The 17,485-nt window shown below is 50.1% G+C and carries 19 protein-coding genes; 7 read left to right on the forward strand and 12 right to left on the reverse strand.

The features are described from left to right. Nucleotides 1–8: 8 nt before the first annotated feature. The 6 genes from rpoD to IT415_02985 all read right to left on the reverse strand — a co-directional run bounded on the left by rpoD (nt 9) and on the right by IT415_02985 (nt 6,262). The gene (rpoD, locus tag IT415_02960; protein MCC7543646.1) at nt 9–1,136 is read right to left on the reverse strand and encodes an RNA polymerase sigma factor RpoD; all 1,128 of its coding nucleotides are present in this window, start codon (nt 1,134–1,136) and stop codon (nt 9–11) included. Nucleotides 1,137–1,178: 42 nt separating this feature from the next. Further along, a complete protein-coding gene (locus IT415_02965; GenBank protein MCC7543647.1) occupies nt 1,179–2,960 on the reverse strand; it encodes a DNA primase in 1,782 nt (593 codons plus the stop codon). A 75-nt stretch (nt 2,961–3,035) separates the two neighbouring features. Next, nucleotides 3,036–3,587 (reverse strand): alpha/beta hydrolase, encoded by a 552-nt coding sequence (locus IT415_02970; protein MCC7543648.1) that lies wholly within the window; start codon nt 3,585–3,587, stop codon nt 3,036–3,038. Continuing rightward, nucleotides 3,578–4,714, reverse strand: coding sequence for a hypothetical protein (locus tag IT415_02975; GenBank protein ID MCC7543649.1), 1,137 nt, complete (start codon nt 4,712–4,714; stop codon nt 3,578–3,580). The genes IT415_02970 and IT415_02975 overlap by 10 nt, the downstream gene beginning before the upstream one ends. A 53-nt stretch (nt 4,715–4,767) precedes the next feature. Continuing rightward, entirely contained in the window at nt 4,768–5,370 is a 603-nt protein-coding gene (locus tag IT415_02980; protein MCC7543650.1) for a hypothetical protein, read from the reverse strand. Then, a complete protein-coding gene (locus tag IT415_02985) occupies nt 5,363–6,262 on the reverse strand; it encodes an arginase family protein (GenBank protein MCC7543651.1) in 900 nt (299 codons plus the stop codon). The genes IT415_02980 and IT415_02985 overlap by 8 nt, the downstream gene beginning before the upstream one ends. A gap of 329 nt (nt 6,263–6,591) precedes the next feature. On the opposite strand from IT415_02985, the gene murE reads away from it, so the two are divergent. Further along, on the forward strand, nt 6,592–7,929 hold the full coding sequence (gene murE, locus IT415_02990) for a UDP-N-acetylmuramyl-tripeptide synthetase (protein MCC7543652.1): 1,338 nt from the start codon (nt 6,592–6,594) through the stop codon (nt 7,927–7,929). Here the strand turns inward: murE and IT415_02995 are convergent. From IT415_02995 to IT415_03005, 3 genes are all read right to left on the reverse strand, one after another. Further along, the gene (locus IT415_02995) at nt 7,910–8,335 is read right to left on the reverse strand and encodes a hypothetical protein (GenBank protein ID MCC7543653.1); all 426 of its coding nucleotides are present in this window, start codon (nt 8,333–8,335) and stop codon (nt 7,910–7,912) included. The genes murE and IT415_02995 overlap by 20 nt on opposite strands. Before the next feature lie 3 nt (nt 8,336–8,338). Then, entirely contained in the window at nt 8,339–8,605 is a 267-nt protein-coding gene (locus IT415_03000; protein ID MCC7543654.1) for a hypothetical protein, read from the reverse strand. Between the two features lie 553 nt (nt 8,606–9,158). Continuing rightward, nucleotides 9,159–9,458 (reverse strand): hypothetical protein, encoded by a 300-nt coding sequence (locus tag IT415_03005; protein MCC7543655.1) that lies wholly within the window; start codon nt 9,456–9,458, stop codon nt 9,159–9,161. Between the two features lie 205 nt (nt 9,459–9,663). Between IT415_03005 and IT415_03010 the strand changes: the two genes are divergently transcribed. Together IT415_03010 and IT415_03015 are read left to right on the forward strand one after the other, a co-directional pair. Then, complete coding sequence (locus tag IT415_03010) at nt 9,664–11,079, forward strand: LCP family protein (GenBank protein ID MCC7543656.1); 1,416 nt, start codon at nt 9,664–9,666, stop codon at nt 11,077–11,079. 39 nt (nt 11,080–11,118) lie between these two features. Continuing rightward, nucleotides 11,119–12,339, forward strand: a complete 1,221-nt coding sequence (locus IT415_03015; GenBank protein ID MCC7543657.1) for a replication-associated recombination protein A — start codon at nt 11,119–11,121, stop codon at nt 12,337–12,339. An 80-nt stretch (nt 12,340–12,419) separates the two neighbouring features. Here IT415_03015 and IT415_03020 read toward each other — a convergent pair whose 3' ends face one another. After that, a complete protein-coding gene (locus IT415_03020; protein ID MCC7543658.1) occupies nt 12,420–12,623 on the reverse strand; it encodes a hypothetical protein in 204 nt (67 codons plus the stop codon). 174 nt (nt 12,624–12,797) lie between these two features. Between IT415_03020 and IT415_03025 the strand changes: the two genes are divergently transcribed. Then, a complete protein-coding gene (locus IT415_03025; GenBank protein ID MCC7543659.1) occupies nt 12,798–13,064 on the forward strand; it encodes a hypothetical protein in 267 nt (88 codons plus the stop codon). 10 nt (nt 13,065–13,074) lie between these two features. Here IT415_03025 and IT415_03030 read toward each other — a convergent pair whose 3' ends face one another. Next, the gene (locus IT415_03030) at nt 13,075–13,788 is read right to left on the reverse strand and encodes a DNA alkylation repair protein (GenBank protein ID MCC7543660.1); all 714 of its coding nucleotides are present in this window, start codon (nt 13,786–13,788) and stop codon (nt 13,075–13,077) included. Nucleotides 13,789–13,793: 5 nt separating this feature from the next. Further along, entirely contained in the window at nt 13,794–14,456 is a 663-nt protein-coding gene (locus IT415_03035) for a maleylpyruvate isomerase family mycothiol-dependent enzyme (GenBank protein ID MCC7543661.1), read from the reverse strand. A 60-nt stretch (nt 14,457–14,516) separates the two neighbouring features. On the opposite strand from IT415_03035, the gene IT415_03040 reads away from it, so the two are divergent. The 3 genes from IT415_03040 to IT415_03050 all read left to right on the forward strand — a co-directional run bounded on the left by IT415_03040 (nt 14,517) and on the right by IT415_03050 (nt 17,358). After that, nucleotides 14,517–15,272: a hypothetical protein gene (locus tag IT415_03040; protein MCC7543662.1), complete on the forward strand. Its 756-nt coding sequence runs from the start codon at nt 14,517–14,519 to the stop codon at nt 15,270–15,272. Continuing rightward, on the forward strand, nt 15,259–16,692 hold the full coding sequence (locus IT415_03045) for a CapA family protein (protein ID MCC7543663.1): 1,434 nt from the start codon (nt 15,259–15,261) through the stop codon (nt 16,690–16,692). The genes IT415_03040 and IT415_03045 overlap by 14 nt, the downstream gene beginning before the upstream one ends. Before the next feature lie 75 nt (nt 16,693–16,767). Further along, nucleotides 16,768–17,358 carry a hypothetical protein gene (locus IT415_03050; GenBank protein ID MCC7543664.1) on the forward strand — a complete coding sequence of 197 codons (591 nt, stop codon included), beginning with the start codon at nt 16,768–16,770 and terminating at the stop codon, nt 17,356–17,358. Nucleotides 17,359–17,485: the final 127 nt, after the last annotated feature.

Raw genomic sequence — 17,485 nt, forward strand, 5'->3', positions numbered from 1 at the left:
CCTGCTGTTTATTGCAAGTAATCTTTGAGACGCCTAGAGTCTTTGTGCTTACGCAGCTTCGCCAAAGCTTTCGCTTCTATCTGGCGAATACGTTCACGAGTCACGCCAAACTCCTGGCCGACTTCTTCGAGCGTATGACTTCTGCCATCCTCGAGTCCAAAGCGCATACGCAAGATCTTCTGTTCTCGCGGCGTAAGTAGCGATAGCGTGTTGTTGATATGCTCCTTCAGAAGCTCATACGTCGCAGCATCGACTGGAGAGACTGAGTCCTGATCCTCGATGAACTCTCCCAGAGTAGAGTCTTCATCTTCACCAACTGCAGCGTCAAGCGAAGTGGTGTCCTGACTAATCTTCTGAATATGCAAGACTTTCTCAACATCCATCTCCATCTCTTTTGCCAGCTCTTCGGGGCTTGGTTCGCGGCCAAGCTCACTGGTAAGTCGACGCTGCGTGCGAATCAGCTTATTGATCGTCTCCACCATGTGTACCGGAATGCGAATCACACGAGCCTGGTCAGCGATAGCGCGGGTAATAGCCTGTCGAATCCACCAGGTAGCATAGGTCGAAAACTTAAAGCCTTTGGTGTAGTCGAACTTTTCGACAGCTCTCAGTAGACCCGTATTTCCTTCCTGAATGAGATCGAGCAAATCTAGACCGCGACCAATATACTTCTTCGCAATCGACACCACGAGACGCATGTTCGCTTCCGCCAGAGCATCCTTAGCTGACTTGTCGCCAGCTTGAATCCGCTTCGCAAGCGCAACTTCTTCTTCAGCATTAATCAGCGGGATCTTACCGATCTCACGCAAGTACAGGCGTACGGAGTCATCTGCGATATCCTTGATAGCTTCTTCGCTGACAGCATTCTCGACATCCTCTTCTGGCTCTGTCTGCCAGATCAGTTTATCTTTTTGATCAACCACTTCGATACCTGCATCGATCAAAGCCGAGTAGAGGTCGTCTAAGAGATCGACCTGATCTTCTGCCTGCGGAATAGCTTGTAATACTTCTTGTTGAGTAACAAATCCTTGCTCGCGGCCCTTCGTGACAAGTCGCTCGACAGCTGGCTTAAATTCTTCTGGGATGTTTGGCTCGAGGTTACGGCCTTCGGCAGGTTGAGCTTTTTTGCGTGGCATAATATCCTTCCACTTATTTAGTGCATTATGATAACAATCTGATTATAGATAGGTGCTTTCATCTTCCAGGAGGCGCTGGTACGCTTTGAGAAGTTCGCCGGCTGCCGCACTATCACCTTTTTGTTCGGCGACGGCTAATTGGCGTGATAATTCCCGTTTCTTGAGACTAAATATATGTTTTTGCACTGTATGCACTTGGGTAAAGGCTTCGAGCCCTCGTTCGTTCTCGCTTAAATGCGAGTATTCATGTTCACCCCGTAGTGAAAGCATCTTAACATGATTTGATAAGTCTGGCAAGGCTTTTAAGAGCTGCTTCTCAGTTATTTCCGGCCGGTCTATGAGAAGCTGTATGAGTGGCTTATTTTTTTCTGTCGCATCAGAGATATTGAGGTCTTGTAAAACAATTCGTGTGTCAGCGAATGCGACAGCCATCTCCATGAGCATATTTTCGAGCTGCTCTTGGCGTGATATAGGGCTAGGCAGGTGAGCAGCATTCGTCGTATCCCTATTGTCTATCAGCTCAACAGCTTGAGCTACTTTTGTGCTCGTTGTATTATTTTTTCTACCTACCTTACGCATTTGTTCTCGAAGCAATTGCACATCTACTGCTAGCATTGCCGCGATTTGCCTGACATAATGATCTTGCTCAACTGCATCTCGCAAGCGCGCGATTGTCGGCAAAACGAAGGCTGCAAATTTCTTCTTGCCATCACCAGTTGAGAGGTCAAACTGCTGCGCACTAAAACTAATAATGTAGTCGACTGCATACGTGGCGCCCGCGTAGGCTTGTTCCCACAGCTTGCTGTCTCGCTTAATGAGTTCATCCGGATCCTTTGCTTCGTCAAATCGAATAACCTCCAGCCTGATCGGTAAATCGGCAGCCAGATCTAAGGCTCGCTGCGTGGCTTTTATGCCGGCCTCATCCTGATCAAAGCACAGCTTCACATGCGTTGCGAGCCGACTCAAGCTGACTAGCTGTTCCTGTGTCAATGCAGTACCGCTGACCGCCACGACCTGCTCATATCCAGCCTGCCAGACACTCATCATGTCCAGATGCCCCTCAACAATGATTACTTCCTCTTTAGCACGAATCGCTTTTTTTGCCTGCTTGAGTCCAAAGATGGCTGTGGTTTTATGATAGATCGGTGTATCAGGTGAGTTGATGTACTTCGCAGCCTTTGCATCACTTAACAAGCGCCCAGAAAAACCGACTGCCCTTCCTCTCGCATCATAGACAGGAAACATAATACGATCGCGAAATAAGTCATAGCCCGTCTGCCTCCCTGCTTTTTGAGCGCTTAGGCCCGCCTGCTTGAGCTCGGCGAGTATATAACCTTTCTTGAGAGCATAGTCAGTAAAGCTAGACCAGGGGTCTGGGGCATACCCGAGCGTAAAAGCCTTGATCGTCTCAGCCTTCATGCCACGCTGATCCTTGATATAACGCAATGCGTCAGGCGATTGAGATAGTTGCAGATGATAATACTTTACAGCTAGCTCCATGAGCTCATACAGCCTATTCCTATCATCTCGGGGACCAGATGCTTTGCGGCTCAACGTAATGCCAGCGCGATGAGCGAGCATCTCAAGAGCCTCCGGAAAGCTCAGACCTTCTATCTTCATAACAAAACTAATCACATCACCACCTTCGCTCGAACCAAAGTCATGCCAAATCTGCTTGTCGGGACTCACGAAGAAACTGGCAGTACGTTCGTCGCGAAATGGCGAGCGAGCTTTGTAGTCCTTGCCGGCTTTCTTGAGCTCGACATATCCACCAACCACATCTACAATATCGAGCTTTGACTTTACAAGTTCGGCGTCATTCATGCGTTCTATTATAGCTTGCTCATTCTAAAAAACCGATCGTCGTACGAAAATTCTTATGTGCGCGTGGTAGCAATCTTACACATACTCCAATATTTCCGGGAACTCATACATCCCCTTCGAACCTAGAAAATGACCGTGGCCCTCCAATTCAACCAGTTCTGCAGATAATTTGCCGGCCAGTGCACGCGTCCGATCAGGTGCAACTATCTGATCATCTCGGCTCAATATACATATCCAATGATCGACTGTTGATTTGAGCAAGCCCCAATCAGGCTCGGGCCTAAAAAAGTCATGGGCTCGTGGATCCGAAGCATCATAGAAGCCCGACACAAGCACTGCCGTGCGCAGCCTTACCTTCTCCCCCGGTAGTTCAAGCATCCTCAGTATCTGCCAACACCCCAATGAGTGCCCAACAGCCACAGCATCATCCTGCATTTCATATCGCACCTCCTTTAATGCCTCATGCCAAGCACCGATATCGGACCGTCTCCGTATGGTCGGAAAGTGTGGAGCCAAGACATCGTATCCGCGCACTCGCAGCTGGTCACCAAGCCAACCAACCCAACCACGGCTTGGGTCGTCATCCCAACCGTGCATAATCAATGCTTGAGTCTGTTTTACTTCCATGACCATGTATCAATCACATGGTCGAAGGTTTTGCGACTATAGCTATCGTTGTACGCACCCGTAATAGTAAAGGCGATAAAATTCTTCTCCGCAAACTGCTGATCGGACTCGGGTAGTACAATGAAGACATTCACATAGACCGGGTCACCCCCCGCTTGCGCCGCGCCCACTACCTTCACAGCATCAATATTGCCAATCTTAATATCTTGCCGTGCCGAGATAGCCTTGCCGGTGGTCGCATTTGTGATCAATGCATCAAGTACCCTCTTCGAATCAAACCGCTGAGCCGAAGGTGATGAAGAAGCCTGGGTAGTATCTTCGGCGACAAAATCAAAATCACGAAATGTAGACACAACCACTGACGATACCTTTTGAGTACCATAGAAAACTGAGAGCTGGCAGTCTTTATTCACATCCACTCGAGGCTGGTTTGGTATTTGCAAGCTATAACAAGCAGTTTCCAGACGCTCATAACCACTCGCTAATGCTTTCACGGCAGTATCGCGCACTGGTGTCACAGCCGTGCTCGGAGTAGGTTGTACGACAGCGCGCTGTTGGTATACTCGCCAGCCAACAAATCCGCCGATGAGCAGCACAAAGACTACAGCAAGTATGATCAGCAATCGACGTATCGGATGCTGCTTTGGTACATTTGTCCTGGATAAAGACGCTGCTTGATTAGTCGTCCCCTGGGCGGGTGCAGTAAGATGCGGTGGCACATTAGTTGCGGGGAGCGGGAAGCTGCCGGTCTTTGGGTCTTGGGCAAGTCGTACGGGTGCAGGCTGAATCGGTGTCGGATCTGGAATAAGCGGAGTATCAATATCACTTTCCGGTCCAGACGCCGCACCAGGTACATCAAATAACGCAGCAGGAGTAGCGCTTGATTCAGATGGAGGAATCGATACCAGTGGCGTTGTAGGAGTAGTTTGTTGTGAGGAGACTACTGGCTGTGGTGCGGCGTTTACATCAGTGGTCGGTTGAACAGGTAGGCTCTGCCCACTCGTCAGATCTGGCAATTGAGCGGTCCGATCGGTATAGCCTTGGGCCAGCGGATTATGAAAAACCGGCGGTGTAGCTCCCGCTGGCTGCGAATTTGTATCACTAGACTGATTGGTATCCGGCTGCATGCTACCTCTCAGTATAGCAGAGTGTTATCTTGCATTTGTGCATGCTTATCAGATCAAAACCGCCATTGCCAATCACGCACTACAGCATCTACCACGTCACGATCAGACTGAGATGTATACCAGGCTCGCAATTCAAATTGCTTGAGCTTATAACCACTCTGCAGCGGTAGCGGATCACGCAAGGTCAGTAAGAACGTCACCATTGATTCGCTATTTTGAGGATATTGTTCAACAAGCTTGTCGGCAGTTTTGTTCCCCCACTGCACCATTTCACGCGACTTCAATTGTGCTTCTAGCCCACTCCAACGATTGCGCCAGTCAGACTCCGCATCCCGAACCTCACTGTCTATGTATGTATTGAGCGTGATATAGATATGCTTCCTTGGACGCGAATAGGCAGAAAAGCTACACGTATCTTCAGCCGTGTGCCACTCAAAATCCTCTGGCAATGCCAGCGCACTACAGTCGGTAACTAATAGCTTTTGCCCGGCTTGGGCAGCGACACTCACGGGCTTTGGCTGCAACTTCACCTCAAGCCTATGTCGCCACGCATCAGGGACAACGAAGACCCAGAGTAAGTAAAATGCTACAACAAGCACCGACACTATTGTGGTCGCTTTCGCTCGATCGGAGTGCCAGAATGATGTCTTATTCATGATGCAAGTAGCGCGTATAACTATCCCAGCGAATACCCAGTAGATGCGCTAATAGCTCAATCGCTAAATCACCGGTGCGGCCATCGATGTCACACATAGGATTAAATTCGACTAGGTCAATCGCGATAATATTCTCTGCCGCCAGTTGGCGAGCAATGTAGACGGCTTCGCGATAGGTAAGGCCACCCTGATTCTTGATGCCTGTACCAGGCGCGAATTGCTGATCAATCGAGTCTATATCAAAGCTCACATGGATTGGTCGCCCCGCAGCCCATTTTCGTACGTCACGCATAACGGCTCCAATACCCGAAGCGATCACATCGTCCATGGTTGCATGTGCCACACCTTCTATATTTATCCAGTCGGCCTCTGGCTGATCAATATCTTTGATAGCGACATAATAAAAATCCTGAGGCTTCATGTAGGGACCATAGAAGTGCTCGTACAATGCACCGCCTGTCGCAACTCGCACCGGCATACCGTGCAGATTATGAGTCGTAGATGTGCCGGGAGCCTGGGTGTCTGGATGAGCGTCGATATATACACACACTGCGTCTGGATGACGCTCTCGCGTTGCGAGCAAGCTAGCTACAGCTACTGAATGATCCCCACCCAACACAACTGGTAGCGCGCTCGATTCTGTTACAACGATTGCTTTACGTAAGCCAATCAACCACGGAATCAAGCGATGTGCATTACGTACACCCTGAGCTTCCTGGGCACCGACGTGAAGCGAATCGACCGACCACTGCACGAGCTCTATCGATGATGCGCATGGAGCAAGTACCCCCTCAAGCCCTCTCTCTAGCAATACTTCAGGCCCATCTTCGGCCCCATAGCTGAAGCTCCCAAGATTCGTGCCGGCTGCGAAGATTCGTATGTCTTTTTGCATAAGTAGTTTAATTATACCTGCCCACGCAGCTGTTGACGACGATCTAGCGATAGACTACGATGCAAACGACGTCGCGTATATCGAGCATTCCCGTCGTTCCCAATCCCCTGCCACTCGATGCCGGCTGACGCCAGGGTGGTTCGTTCAGAAGTCCCACCAGTCCTTCCCGGACCACCCTGGCACTTTCGCCAAAACTAACAGCAGCGCCTCTCATCTAGGCCCATACTGTTCGCATCACTGAGTCATTGACTCCCCTCCCCGAGGCTTAACGGTCTCGGGATTTTCTTATTACGCCGGCTTTTTAGGCAAAAAACAGGTACAATATTAATATGCTTTCCAGAATAAAAAAACTCGTGCCCAAAAAAGCCATTAACGCTTTTCACTATACTGAAGCCCTCGCAGCCAGCTTCGCCTATCGCAACCCTAGCAAGCATATGATTGTCATTGGGATCGTAGGCAGTAAAGGCAAAACCACTCTAGCCAATCTGCTCTGGGCAGCGCTCAGTGGCGATGGATCTAAAGTGGGACTGATTGGCACTGCCAATATACGTATCGGCAAAGATGAGCAGCTCAACCCATACCACATGACAATGCCAGGTCGCCATCGTCTACAGAAGACCCTGGATGCCATGCGACGTAGTGGTTGTCAGTACGCGATTATGGAAGTTCCATCCGAAGGCCAAGCGCAGTGGCGACACGTCGGCATTCATTATGACGTGTTAGTTTTTACAAATGTAACGCGTGAGTTGATGGCTAGCCATGACTATTCATTAGACAAATTACACGATCACAATCAGAGAGTATTCAGGCAGGTCGCACACCAAAAACCAAAATTGATCAACGGACGTGTTCAGCCAAAAATCCTCGTTGCAAATGCCGATGCAGAACATTTCCCACAATACTTCGCCCACTTGGCCGACATTAAGCGCAGCTATAGTATCCGAACCAAGAGCAATTACCGCGCCACTCGCTTACTCGTCCAAAATCAAAAATCTTCGTTTGTGATCAATAAACAGGCGTACACCATCCCCCTTCCTGGAGCAGTCAATATCTCAAACGCCACAGGCGCAATTGCTACCGCTCTGGAGCTCGGCAAATCAGCCAGCAACATTCAAAAAGGCCTCCGAGCACTAGGCGTTATTCCGGGTCGGATGGAGCCGATCAAGGCAGGCCAGAAGTATACTGTGCTGGTTGATTACGCCCACGAAGAAACAGGTATGGAAGCCTTGATGCAGACTGCCGCTGCGATGCGTACGAATGCCACACAGCGCATTATCACTTTGCTTGGAGCCGAGGGCGGAGGCCGTGACGAACAAAAACGCCCTATCATGGGCAAAATCGCCATGCAGGGTAGCGATTTCGTGATTCTCTCGAACGTCGACCCCTACCGAGATGATCCCGACGCTATCATCACCGATATTGCGAAGGGTGTCGAAGAAGCAAAGGGCTTACGTAATCACACATACTTCGCTATACCAGATAGGCGTGAAGGAATCCGCAAGGCACTTAGTCTCGCTAAAGCCGGCGACATTGTTCTCATCACCGGCAAAGGAGCTGAGCAATCGATCATTATTGATGGCAAGAAGTCCGCCTGGGATGATCGAGCGGTTGTGCGCGAGGAATTAGCGCGCCTGCAGAAAAAACCAACTACCGCGAAGAAGCGATAAAGCCGATCACCGTCGCAGTCCACCAACAGAGCTGCGAGAGACTAATCGCAGCTACAGACAAAAGCTGAAAAGGTCGTGGCATTTTCCAGAAGTCATCTTGCTTATACGCCAACATCTGCTTACGTATACGATCAAACACTACGCCATTGATCACTAGGATCAGAACCGCCGCTAACTTAATTTTAGTGCGGATCGTCACGTATTCAGGGTCAAGCAGTATACTGCCGCTGATAACCTGAATGACGACCGATGCCCATATAAGCTTCTGAGCGATGCCCGTGAGCCATCCGAGCTGTGAGACTTTCACTTTTCGAAATACCCATAAAAGCCCGACTGTATCGACTAATAGTACCGACCCAAAACCAATCGCAAATCCTATCAAGTGCGTGAATAAAATTATGTTCATGTCCTAAGTGTCCCCTTTCTTACCGCCCCACTGCCAGCGTGGCGGTTCACCTTTCTTATATGATATGTAGATTAATACACTTGCCCACACAAAGCCGATCAATATAGAAAATACCGGCCCCTGCCACGAGCCATTAAAGCGCAGGTCAAGCAGCGCAATAATTCCCGCAAAGATCGCCGACCAAATGGCTACTATTAACCAAGCTTGCCATGTGACCGGCACCCAGCCCCAACCATATTTTTTGGCTCGAAACCAATAGTGCTGCTTCATCTCGGGCTCCGTATGTATATTATGCTTACTCATCCCTACTCTCAATTGTAACCCGCTTGCCCGCTCGACTCAAAAACCCCTCGACAACCAGCTCATCAACCACCTCAATACCTTGGCCACGTCCTGTTCGAGCTGTCGGGCTAGGTCAGTAAGGGTAATGGTCTGCACTCGCAATACAGCCACCAGAATCGCCCCGCACAACTACCGATAAGAGCATTCAAACTTTGACTGGCACACATAATGCCAGCTCCAACAATTTGGATTTACCACTTGCTTTGACGGCCAGGCGCCATAACCCATCAAGGCCCAATACCATTGGCGTGGATGCTCGCGATCCAATGCGGTTTCGACATATATCATCAACTCAGTATCGCTCACGTCGTCGGCATCGGTAAAGAATTCGTGCAAAAAGACACGCCGAATATTTGTCTCAATAAATAGTGCCAGATGATTGAAAGCATATGCGAGGATGGCTCCAGCAATATTCGGGCCAATGCTCGAAATTGGGTCAGATCAGACACACTAGTCGGCAGTTTGCAGGCATATTCGGCTACTACTCTCTCCGCAAGCTGCTTGAGCCACAAAGCACACGATGATTGTAGCCGAGCCCCTGCCAGGCCCTCAGCACTTCTTCGGTAGTAGCACGAGACAATGCCTCGAAGTCTGGCCAGGCCTGCACCCAAGACTGAAACTTCGGACGCATCCTATCGACCTGTGTCTGCTGTAGCATCACCTCACTCGCCACAACATTGTGGGGTGATGGGTTATCACGCCACGGCATCTCGCGTCCATACTGCGCATAATGATCCCAGATTAGCTCACGAAGCTGCTGGATCCTTTTCTCGTCATGCATGATTTGCAGTATAGCGAAGTCTTGTCCGGATATGTAACACAAGCCTGAGTAACCGAGTATAATACACTATATGCCAAAGGCACCCAGGCGGCATCAACCCGCCGATTCGCATCAGCAACATCGCGCCGAAAGAATACCCTTTGCCCTGAGTAGCGAGCGGTCCTCGCAATCAATACCAGCCCTAACGGAGGAATCCCCTACCGATATGCCAAAACGCGACCAGTCAGTACGGCCGGACTTTGTCTATGATCCCGTTCATGACAAGCGCCATAATTTGCAGCGTTTCACACGCGAAAAGCCAAAGAAACCATGGTGGAAAAAAACTCTCATGGCCATACTTATCATCACTCTCATTTCGGGTGCTTGGTTTGCGTTCTTTGCCGTGCGCAATATCACGAAGATTGCACCAAATTTCTTCAAGTTTTCGCAGAAGCTCAAGGGTGAAGATGAAGGCCGCGTCAATATTCTCTTACTGGGTGTCGGCGACCCAGGCCACGAAGCAGCTGGCTTAAGCGATACTAACATTCTCGTCAGTGTAAATACAAAAGAGAATAAAGTCGCGTTGACATCCATCCCACGAGATACGCGCGTCAAAATTCCTGGCTATGGTTTTGCCAAAATCAATAATGCCAACGCCTATGGAGACATACCGCTTGCCAAACAGACCGTCAGCAATTTTCTCGATGAGCCAATTCAATATTATATCCGCACTGACTTCACTGGCCTGAAACAAGCTGTGGATGCTGTGGGCGGTATCGAGATCAACAATAAGGACTACCTCTCCGACCCAGAGTATCCCTGCGACAATAATCAATGGCGCAGCTGTGGCTTCACGCTCAAACCAGGCACATACAAAGCCGATGGTGCACTGGCGCTCAAATATGCTCGTTGTCGCAAAGGCACTTGTGGAGATGATTTCGGACGTGCAGCCCGACAGCAAGAAGTCCTCTCGGCCATTCGCTCTAAGGCTATGTCGGCCGGAACTATTCTCAATCCAGCCAAACTCACTTCGCTCATTTCGGCAGCCGGCGATAATGTTCAAACTGATATGTCGGTAGGTGAAATCATGCGCCTCAATGAACTCACCAAAGACATCCCAAACGATCAATTCATCAATGTTGTACTTTCGCTCAAAGAGAATGGTTTCCTCAAGTCAGCTCCCGACGGAACATCAGATCTCGTACCGGTTGATAGTACGCTTGCAGCTATTCAGACCTTTGAAGACAACATCTTCGCTTGGGGACCAATCTGGAAAGAAAACCCCTCAATCACTATTCAAAATGGAACTGCGGCGGCAGGCATAGGTGGTAAACTCCAAACTAAGTTCGAGAAAGATAAGTACCCAATCGCAATCTCTCAGGTCACAAATGCGCTTAACAAAGATTATTCAACCACACGACTCTTCGACATGAGCTTGACCGACGCAAGCTCAACGCCGAAAAGCTCAAACTCCAGTGCGCGCGCGAGCAAGCCCAATACTCGGTCATACCTTGAAGGGTTATTAAAAGTGCAGGCAAGCGCACCAACTCCAGGGGTCAACTCTAGTAGCGATTTTGTAATCATCATCGGTAGCGACTACACAAACTATCTGCAGATAGTAAGTCCAGCGCCAGTCCAATAATTTTCTCTCTTTGTTCGCAAGTCCAGGTATACTATAGCTATGCCAAATAAGCCACACACTTCTCCTGCTGACTCACGACCAGAGTTTCGTCCGCTCGCCGATCGACTGCGACCGAGCTCGCTCAAAGAAATGGTCGGACAAAGCAAGGTCATCGGTAAAGGTCAATTCGTACGTGAACTCATCGAGCACGACGAGATCACTTCGATCATTTTTTGGGGACCACCAGGATGCGGCAAGACGACTCTGGCGCGCATCATCGCAGCGTCCGGCAATTATCATTTCGTCGAGATTTCAGCCGTCACTGCAGGTAAGGCAGATGTTCTCCGAGTGATCGAGGACGCGCGAGCGATGCAGAGACTCAATACGCGCACGATTCTCTTCGTCGATGAAATTCATCGCTTCAATAAAGCCCAGCAAGACGCCTTTCTCCCTCACATAGAGAATGGGACTATCATCCTCATTGGCGCCACCACCGAGAACCCCAGCTTTGAGGTTATCACCCCACTCCTCTCGCGCAGCCGTGTCATTGTACTTGAAGGTCTCGATCACAAAGAACTGGTGACCATTCTCAAACGTGCAACCAAGCTCTACCCACAACTCAAAGTCCAAACCAATGCTCTCGATGCCTTGGCGGATTTTGCAGCTGGCGATGCGCGAGCCGCACTCAATGGCCTCGAGGCCGCAATCCAAGTGTCCCCCACTAAGTTGTCTGTGGAATCCGTTAAGCAAGCAATGCAACAGGTCAACTTAAGCTACGACAAGACAGGCGACTTCCACTACAACCTTATCTCGGCATTCATTAAATCGATCCGCGGCAGTCACGTCGACGCCGCGCTCTACTACCTCTTCCGCATGCTCGACGCTGGCGAAGACCCGAAGTTTATTGCTCGACGCCTGATTATCCTTGCCTCGGAGGACATTGGTATGGCCGCCCCCGCAGCACTCAATCTCGCCACAAGCTGCTTTCTAGCTGTTGAGCGCGTTGGCTTGCCCGAATGCGAGTACCATCTCGCTCACACGACTGTAGCACTGGCAAAATCACCCAAGAGTCGCGCGGTTGCCGATGCGATGGGACGAGCCAAGAAAGCAGTTAGAAGTTACCCTGCAGCACAAGTCCCACTTGAGCTACGTAATGCCCCGACCAAACTCATGAAAGAACTCGGCTATGGCAAAAACTACAAATGGCAGGCTGACTTTCAAGCACCAGGAGGCTTCCTGCCGGAAGAGCTCACCGACGAACGTTTTTACTTTGACGATTAGTGAGTGAGAAGGTATAATCCTCGCATCGTACCTACGAGAAGAGATGTGGCAATATGCCGACGCAAACGTAAGTTCGTACACTACTCGCAGAAGATCAGCCTGGCCGGTGGGAGTTGAGCCAGGCCATCATGGAGCTCTGCATGCCCAGCGAGACAGAGCTTGAGCGCGTACAGTAAGCCACTGAGATGCATGTTCTGATGCTGCGCCACAACAAGCAGGAGCAGCTCACCGAAGAGGAGATGGAGAAGATTTTCGATTTTCTTCCACGACTGTACAGAGCTCATCACTACGGGGTGATCGATGGCCGCAAGATCGAAGTCATAGTGACAGCTCGGCTGGGAGATCCGGTCGGTGGCTAATAAGCACCAGGGCAAAGCTTGCTCCCGCCTGATAACGCTTGTGCTTTTGTGTCCTAGCGTCACCTGTTAGAATAAGTTTTCCGAGACATGGGGGTGTCAATGAACCTACGCACACGAATCAATGCCGCCCGATCGATCTGGCACTCATTCGACGTGGCCATGCGTGAGCAGCAAAAGAAAATGCGCCTAGTCAAGGACGCACACGATGACCATGCACTCCGCCGGTCGCCACAAGCACCACGCCAGAACTTCCTAGCGATCCATCCACGAGAGGCATATAACCTCGAGTGGCAGAGACGCGCTGCACTCAAGCGTGCTCGTTCGCGTCAATCGCTAGGCTCGTTCATTCGGCCGGGATCTCCGTGATCTCGGCTATTTATATTAAGCCCTTGAGATATTTCTTACGTAGTCCCGGCTCAAATCGTTCGATCGCATACCGCAGCATAGTCCGAGGCATGGCTTTGTATCTGTCACTTTCGCACAACCATGCCTCTTCTACGTCTTGTCCAACTCGCTTGCCAACTTCACGCAACATCCAACCAACCGCTTTCTGAATCAGATCATGAGAATCATGTACTAGGATGGTTGCTACACTCAAAGCTAGCTCAGACTTGCCCTCGCAAATAGTATAGAAACAAGACAGCATGGCAATACGCCGCTCCCACAGGTCATCCGAACGAGCCAACTTCTCCAGCACCGGCAACGCGTTGCCACCCAGATGTGCGCCTACGATATAGCTGGCTGAGGAATCAACGAGGTCCCAATTATTTATGCGCTTCGTGTTCTTGAGATAAAACTCATATACAGCTTGCTTCTGATGCTCATCGCCTCGCTTGTACTGTTCGACCAGAATCAGGCAGGCGCACAATCGGACTTCATGATACTCACTCTGTAAGAGTTTCTTCACTTCTCGCAGGGGCAAAATCCGATACCTTCGAATGAGCTTCCGCTGATTAGGCACCGATACACCATAAAACTTGTCACCATGACCGTACTGCCCTGGCGCAGTCTTAAAAAACCATGCCGATGCCCGCGCCCTCTCAGAGGTTCCAATAGCTCGGAGTTCTGCCTTAAGCGCATCCGCACGCATACGGCCTAGAGTCCAATCTGAGCGTGCTTGTAAATGTCGAGGGTCTTTTTGTCTCCATCGGCACGCACATCAGCCACACGACCGCGATTCATAAAGAGCAATATAAACTCAGGCGCTTCAGCTGTAAGTGTCAGTTCGTGTGGATCCGTTCCACGTCCTCGTCGCGCCACATACACATCGCCAGTCAGGCTATCCACCAACGTCACACGCACTGATGGGTCGAGCTTGCGCAAACCCAAACGCGCCATGGCCGGCACGAAGCTCGCGAGGCCTGCGTAGAGATCGTCTGATATGTCACGAGTCCGCTTGAGCTGACCGCGCAAGATATCTTCGTTATGAACAAAAAATTCGATCAAATTGTACCTGAAGTTTTTGCCCCGCCAAGGAATGTGTTCAATCTTGTCGATCAGTATCTGGTGGGCAGCGCTCTTTTGGGCACCAATCGCTTCATTATGTCTGTCTGCCAGAGGTGGAAAAATGATGCCAATTCGCGCCAATAACGGACCTCCGTCACGCACAATAATATGCGCCACAAGATCCTCAATATCCCAGCCTTCACACAAGGTAGAAGTCTTCCACTGCTTGGGCTTAAGCTCTCGCAGAAGTTGGGCGAGATACATTCGCTCGGCAATAATGAGCTGTTCGTAATCCATAGTTCCTACCTTCATACCAAGTGTACCATTTCGCTTATGACATATGTCGAGTAAAATATGGGCAAGTAACGCACTATGAACTCTTTTTTCTCCCCCCTCACCAGACCACTCATCATTGCGCACCGCGGCGCGTCTGGCGATGCCCCCGAGAATACCATGGCTGCATTCCGTGAAGCGATCAAACAAAAGGCCGATGCGATCGAGCTTGATATACAGCTCACACGAGATAATCACCTTGCGGTTATTCATGATCACAGGATCGATCGTACCACCCGTGGTCGTGGGAGAGTAGCGAACCAACTCCTGCACGAAATTCAAAGGCACTCGGCCGGGAGCTGGTTTGGCCCCGGTCATACCGCAGAGCGCGTCCCCACACTCGATCAGGTTTTTGCAGAATTTGGCACCAAAACCAACTATGTCGTCGAACTGAAATTTTATGAACCAAGGTATAAATATTTATCTGCACAAGCCGTAGCAACCGTCATGAAACACCAGCTACTTGACCACTGCTTATTTCTTTCATTTAGCCCCTTCATCCTACGAGCCATAAAGCACCTCCAGTCGAACGCGAAAACCTGTCTTGCCTTTCGTCCAGTCGGCGGCCTGCGACCGCCACGAGCCAGCCTCAAACATGCCGACAGCATTGCACTGGCTTCTCACTTCACCGACACACCCTATATTGAGAAGCTTCGCTCACTTAATCTGCCGATCAATATTTGGGCGAAGACCCAGCGACACGAAGACTATAATCACGAAATAGCCATGGGGTCAGACATGATCACAACAAACCATCCCCGTATACTGCGAGAACACATTCGTGCCGCTAAATAAGACCCGCTTTGAACGACTACCCTCCAAGTCACGTGGTAAGCACTTCATGCTTCTTGCTAGCTTCAGTGTAGCGCTTGTGCTTTTTATAGGTATTGGAATCTTTATTTATTTTCAGCACACGAGCAATGTCGAACCGCCAACATATACCGTCGTAACACGACCAAAGATAACATACGCATTTGACGATATCCCTTCCGGACGACAGCCGGGTATCATCCAATTATTGAAGATATTAGCAGACCACCAAAACAAAGACCTTGCACCAAGCAAGACGGATGCAGCCGACATACTCGTTACCTCCATGCCGCACGACAACGATCTCGTTTTCACCACTTCAGGCAAGACGCAATTAAATAACATCACGAGCAGTGCGCCATTATCTACGACCACGGAGAAGTTTGGACTGCGACTAGCTGATGTCTCGCGCACTAAACCAGAGGACATCACAAAAGCGCTCGCACCCACCTACTCGCCAGCTCCACCATCATGGACCTACCTCGCCGTAGGCGACATCATCCCCGCCCGTGACGTCTACACCTACTCGAAGCGATATGGCTTTCTCTACCCCTATACCAAGGTCAGCGACACACTCAAGCAAGCCGATCTCACTGTTGCAAATGTGGAGACCACCATCGCCGATGGTCAGGCCAATGGCGAGGGCGCTGGCATGATGGTTTTCACGGCACCAAGCCAAGCTTTCCAGGGCCTTGTTGAGTCGGGCATCGACGGTATTAATCTCGCAAATAATCATGCGATGAACGGTGGTGGTGCAAAAGTCACCGAAATGCTTGCTGGTCTCGATGCTCGCCAGATCGGGCACTTTGGCGTCAGCACCACAAATGGCGTAAATACCTGGGCTACCACAGTCAAAGGCATCAAGGTCACTCACCTGAGCTTTAACACTGTACCGGGCAGCATTGAACCTACAACAAGCACACCTGGAGCACGACGAATTTCACTCAAGCCATGGGGAAGCTTATCCGATAACGATATAGCCCTCGTGCAAGAGCAAATTAAAGCTGCTAAACAGTCATCCGATGTAGTCATCCCTTGGTTTCAATGGGGTACCGAATACACACATGATGCCAACGATGAACAACGCCGTCTCGCCCACGCCGCAATCGATGCCGGCGCCGAAGTCGTCATCGGCACTCACCCACACTGGACGCAAGGCATCGAGTGGTACAATGGCCACTTCATCGCTTATTCTCTCGGCAACTTTATCTTTGATCAAAACTGGAGCGACGAAACTCGACGCTCATTTACCGTCCAGCTTGCATTTACTGGCACGAAGGTCACTGGTGTACGACTCTTCCCTGCTTATATCGAGAATTGGGTGCAGCCCCGCTTCTTGGCGCCATCAGAGAGCCTGTATCAACAAATCCTTGCCGACATTGCTTCCCACTCCTGGTGGGAGTAGTACGACATCTGGCAGACACTTGAAATTCTTACGCTAATCTGCTAGAATAGTAGCTGTCACTCCTTTGTGACTCCTATGAACAACACAACTCGACAAACATCAAAAAATCGCACAAACCCCTGGGTATTTGAAACATCTCAGGATAACGCACTGATTGCAGCAGCTGTCATTTCTACGGCTCTTGTAGTGAGTGCGCTTTTTATTCCTCACTCCAGCACAAATGCTCAATCCACCAATGAGCTCAATCTAGAATCAGCCCACGCTCTCTGTATGCAAGCAAATACCGCAGCTGAATGTGACACACTAGTGCAAGCAATTACTAAGCAGAAGCCGAATCAGCTCCCAGGCGACCCAGTACGCCCGTACAAGACATTCTCAAGCTGTCGTGACGCAGTTGATTACCTCTTCAGTGACCGTACAGACCACCAACGCGCGATTGGGGTCGTGTACCGAGAATCTACCAACAATCCAAATGCGCGCCGACCTGGCAGCCAGTATGCCGGATGTGCACAGCTATCATCTACACTGCAAGCCACCTTCTTGCGTGGCCCGTGGAATGATGCATATTATAACGTCCTCGCGATGCGTGATGCGGTTGATGACCCACGCTGGGGCTGGTGCCATTGGGATCTTGTCAACTATTGTGAATACGGTGGCGAGTTCTAAGTATGATCTGGATTATCTCAATTCTTCGGCCCCAACTACCGATGACTCCAATTCGAGCACGCCATGGACCATAAGAATCTAGCCACAAATATACTTGCAAAAAATTCGCAAATCTGTTAGAGTACAT

The organism is bacterium (assembly GCA_020854115.1).
Classification (GTDB): domain Bacteria; phylum Patescibacteriota; class Saccharimonadia; order CAILAD01.

Bases quoted from the DNA above. Each gene is read 5' to 3' on its own strand.
- IT415_02975 (MCC7543649.1), bottom strand. From the start codon at position 4,714: ATGCAGCCGGATACCAATCAGTCTAGTGATACAAATTCGCAGCCAGCG.
- IT415_03010 (MCC7543656.1), top strand. From the start codon at position 9,664: ATGCCAAAACGCGACCAGTCAGTACGGCCGGACTTTGTCTATGATCCC.
- IT415_03030 (MCC7543660.1), bottom strand. From the start codon at position 13,788: ATGCGTGCGGATGCGCTTAAGGCAGAACTCCGAGCTATTGGAACCTCT.
- IT415_03005 (MCC7543655.1), bottom strand. From the start codon at position 9,458: ATGCATGACGAGAAAAGGATCCAGCAGCTTCGTGAGCTAATCTGGGAT.
- IT415_03035 (MCC7543661.1), bottom strand. From the start codon at position 14,456: ATGAAGGTAGGAACTATGGATTACGAACAGCTCATTATTGCCGAGCGA.
- IT415_02985 (MCC7543651.1), bottom strand. From the start codon at position 6,262: ATGCAAAAAGACATACGAATCTTCGCAGCCGGCACGAATCTTGGGAGC.
- IT415_02980 (MCC7543650.1), bottom strand. From the start codon at position 5,370: ATGAATAAGACATCATTCTGGCACTCCGATCGAGCGAAAGCGACCACA.
- IT415_02965 (MCC7543647.1), bottom strand. From the start codon at position 2,960: ATGAATGACGCCGAACTTGTAAAGTCAAAGCTCGATATTGTAGATGTG.
- IT415_03050 (MCC7543664.1), top strand. From the start codon at position 16,768: ATGAACAACACAACTCGACAAACATCAAAAAATCGCACAAACCCCTGG.
- murE (MCC7543652.1), top strand. From the start codon at position 6,592: ATGCTTTCCAGAATAAAAAAACTCGTGCCCAAAAAAGCCATTAACGCT.
- IT415_02970 (MCC7543648.1), bottom strand. From the start codon at position 3,587: ATGGAAGTAAAACAGACTCAAGCATTGATTATGCACGGTTGGGATGAC.
- IT415_03015 (MCC7543657.1), top strand. From the start codon at position 11,119: ATGCCAAATAAGCCACACACTTCTCCTGCTGACTCACGACCAGAGTTT.
- IT415_03025 (MCC7543659.1), top strand. From the start codon at position 12,798: ATGAACCTACGCACACGAATCAATGCCGCCCGATCGATCTGGCACTCA.
- IT415_03040 (MCC7543662.1), top strand. From the start codon at position 14,517: ATGAACTCTTTTTTCTCCCCCCTCACCAGACCACTCATCATTGCGCAC.
- IT415_02995 (MCC7543653.1), bottom strand. From the start codon at position 8,335: ATGAACATAATTTTATTCACGCACTTGATAGGATTTGCGATTGGTTTT.
- IT415_03000 (MCC7543654.1), bottom strand. From the start codon at position 8,605: ATGAAGCAGCACTATTGGTTTCGAGCCAAAAAATATGGTTGGGGCTGG.
- rpoD (MCC7543646.1), bottom strand. From the start codon at position 1,136: ATGCCACGCAAAAAAGCTCAACCTGCCGAAGGCCGTAACCTCGAGCCA.
- IT415_03020 (MCC7543658.1), bottom strand. From the start codon at position 12,623: ATGAGCTCTGTACAGTCGTGGAAGAAAATCGAAAATCTTCTCCATCTC.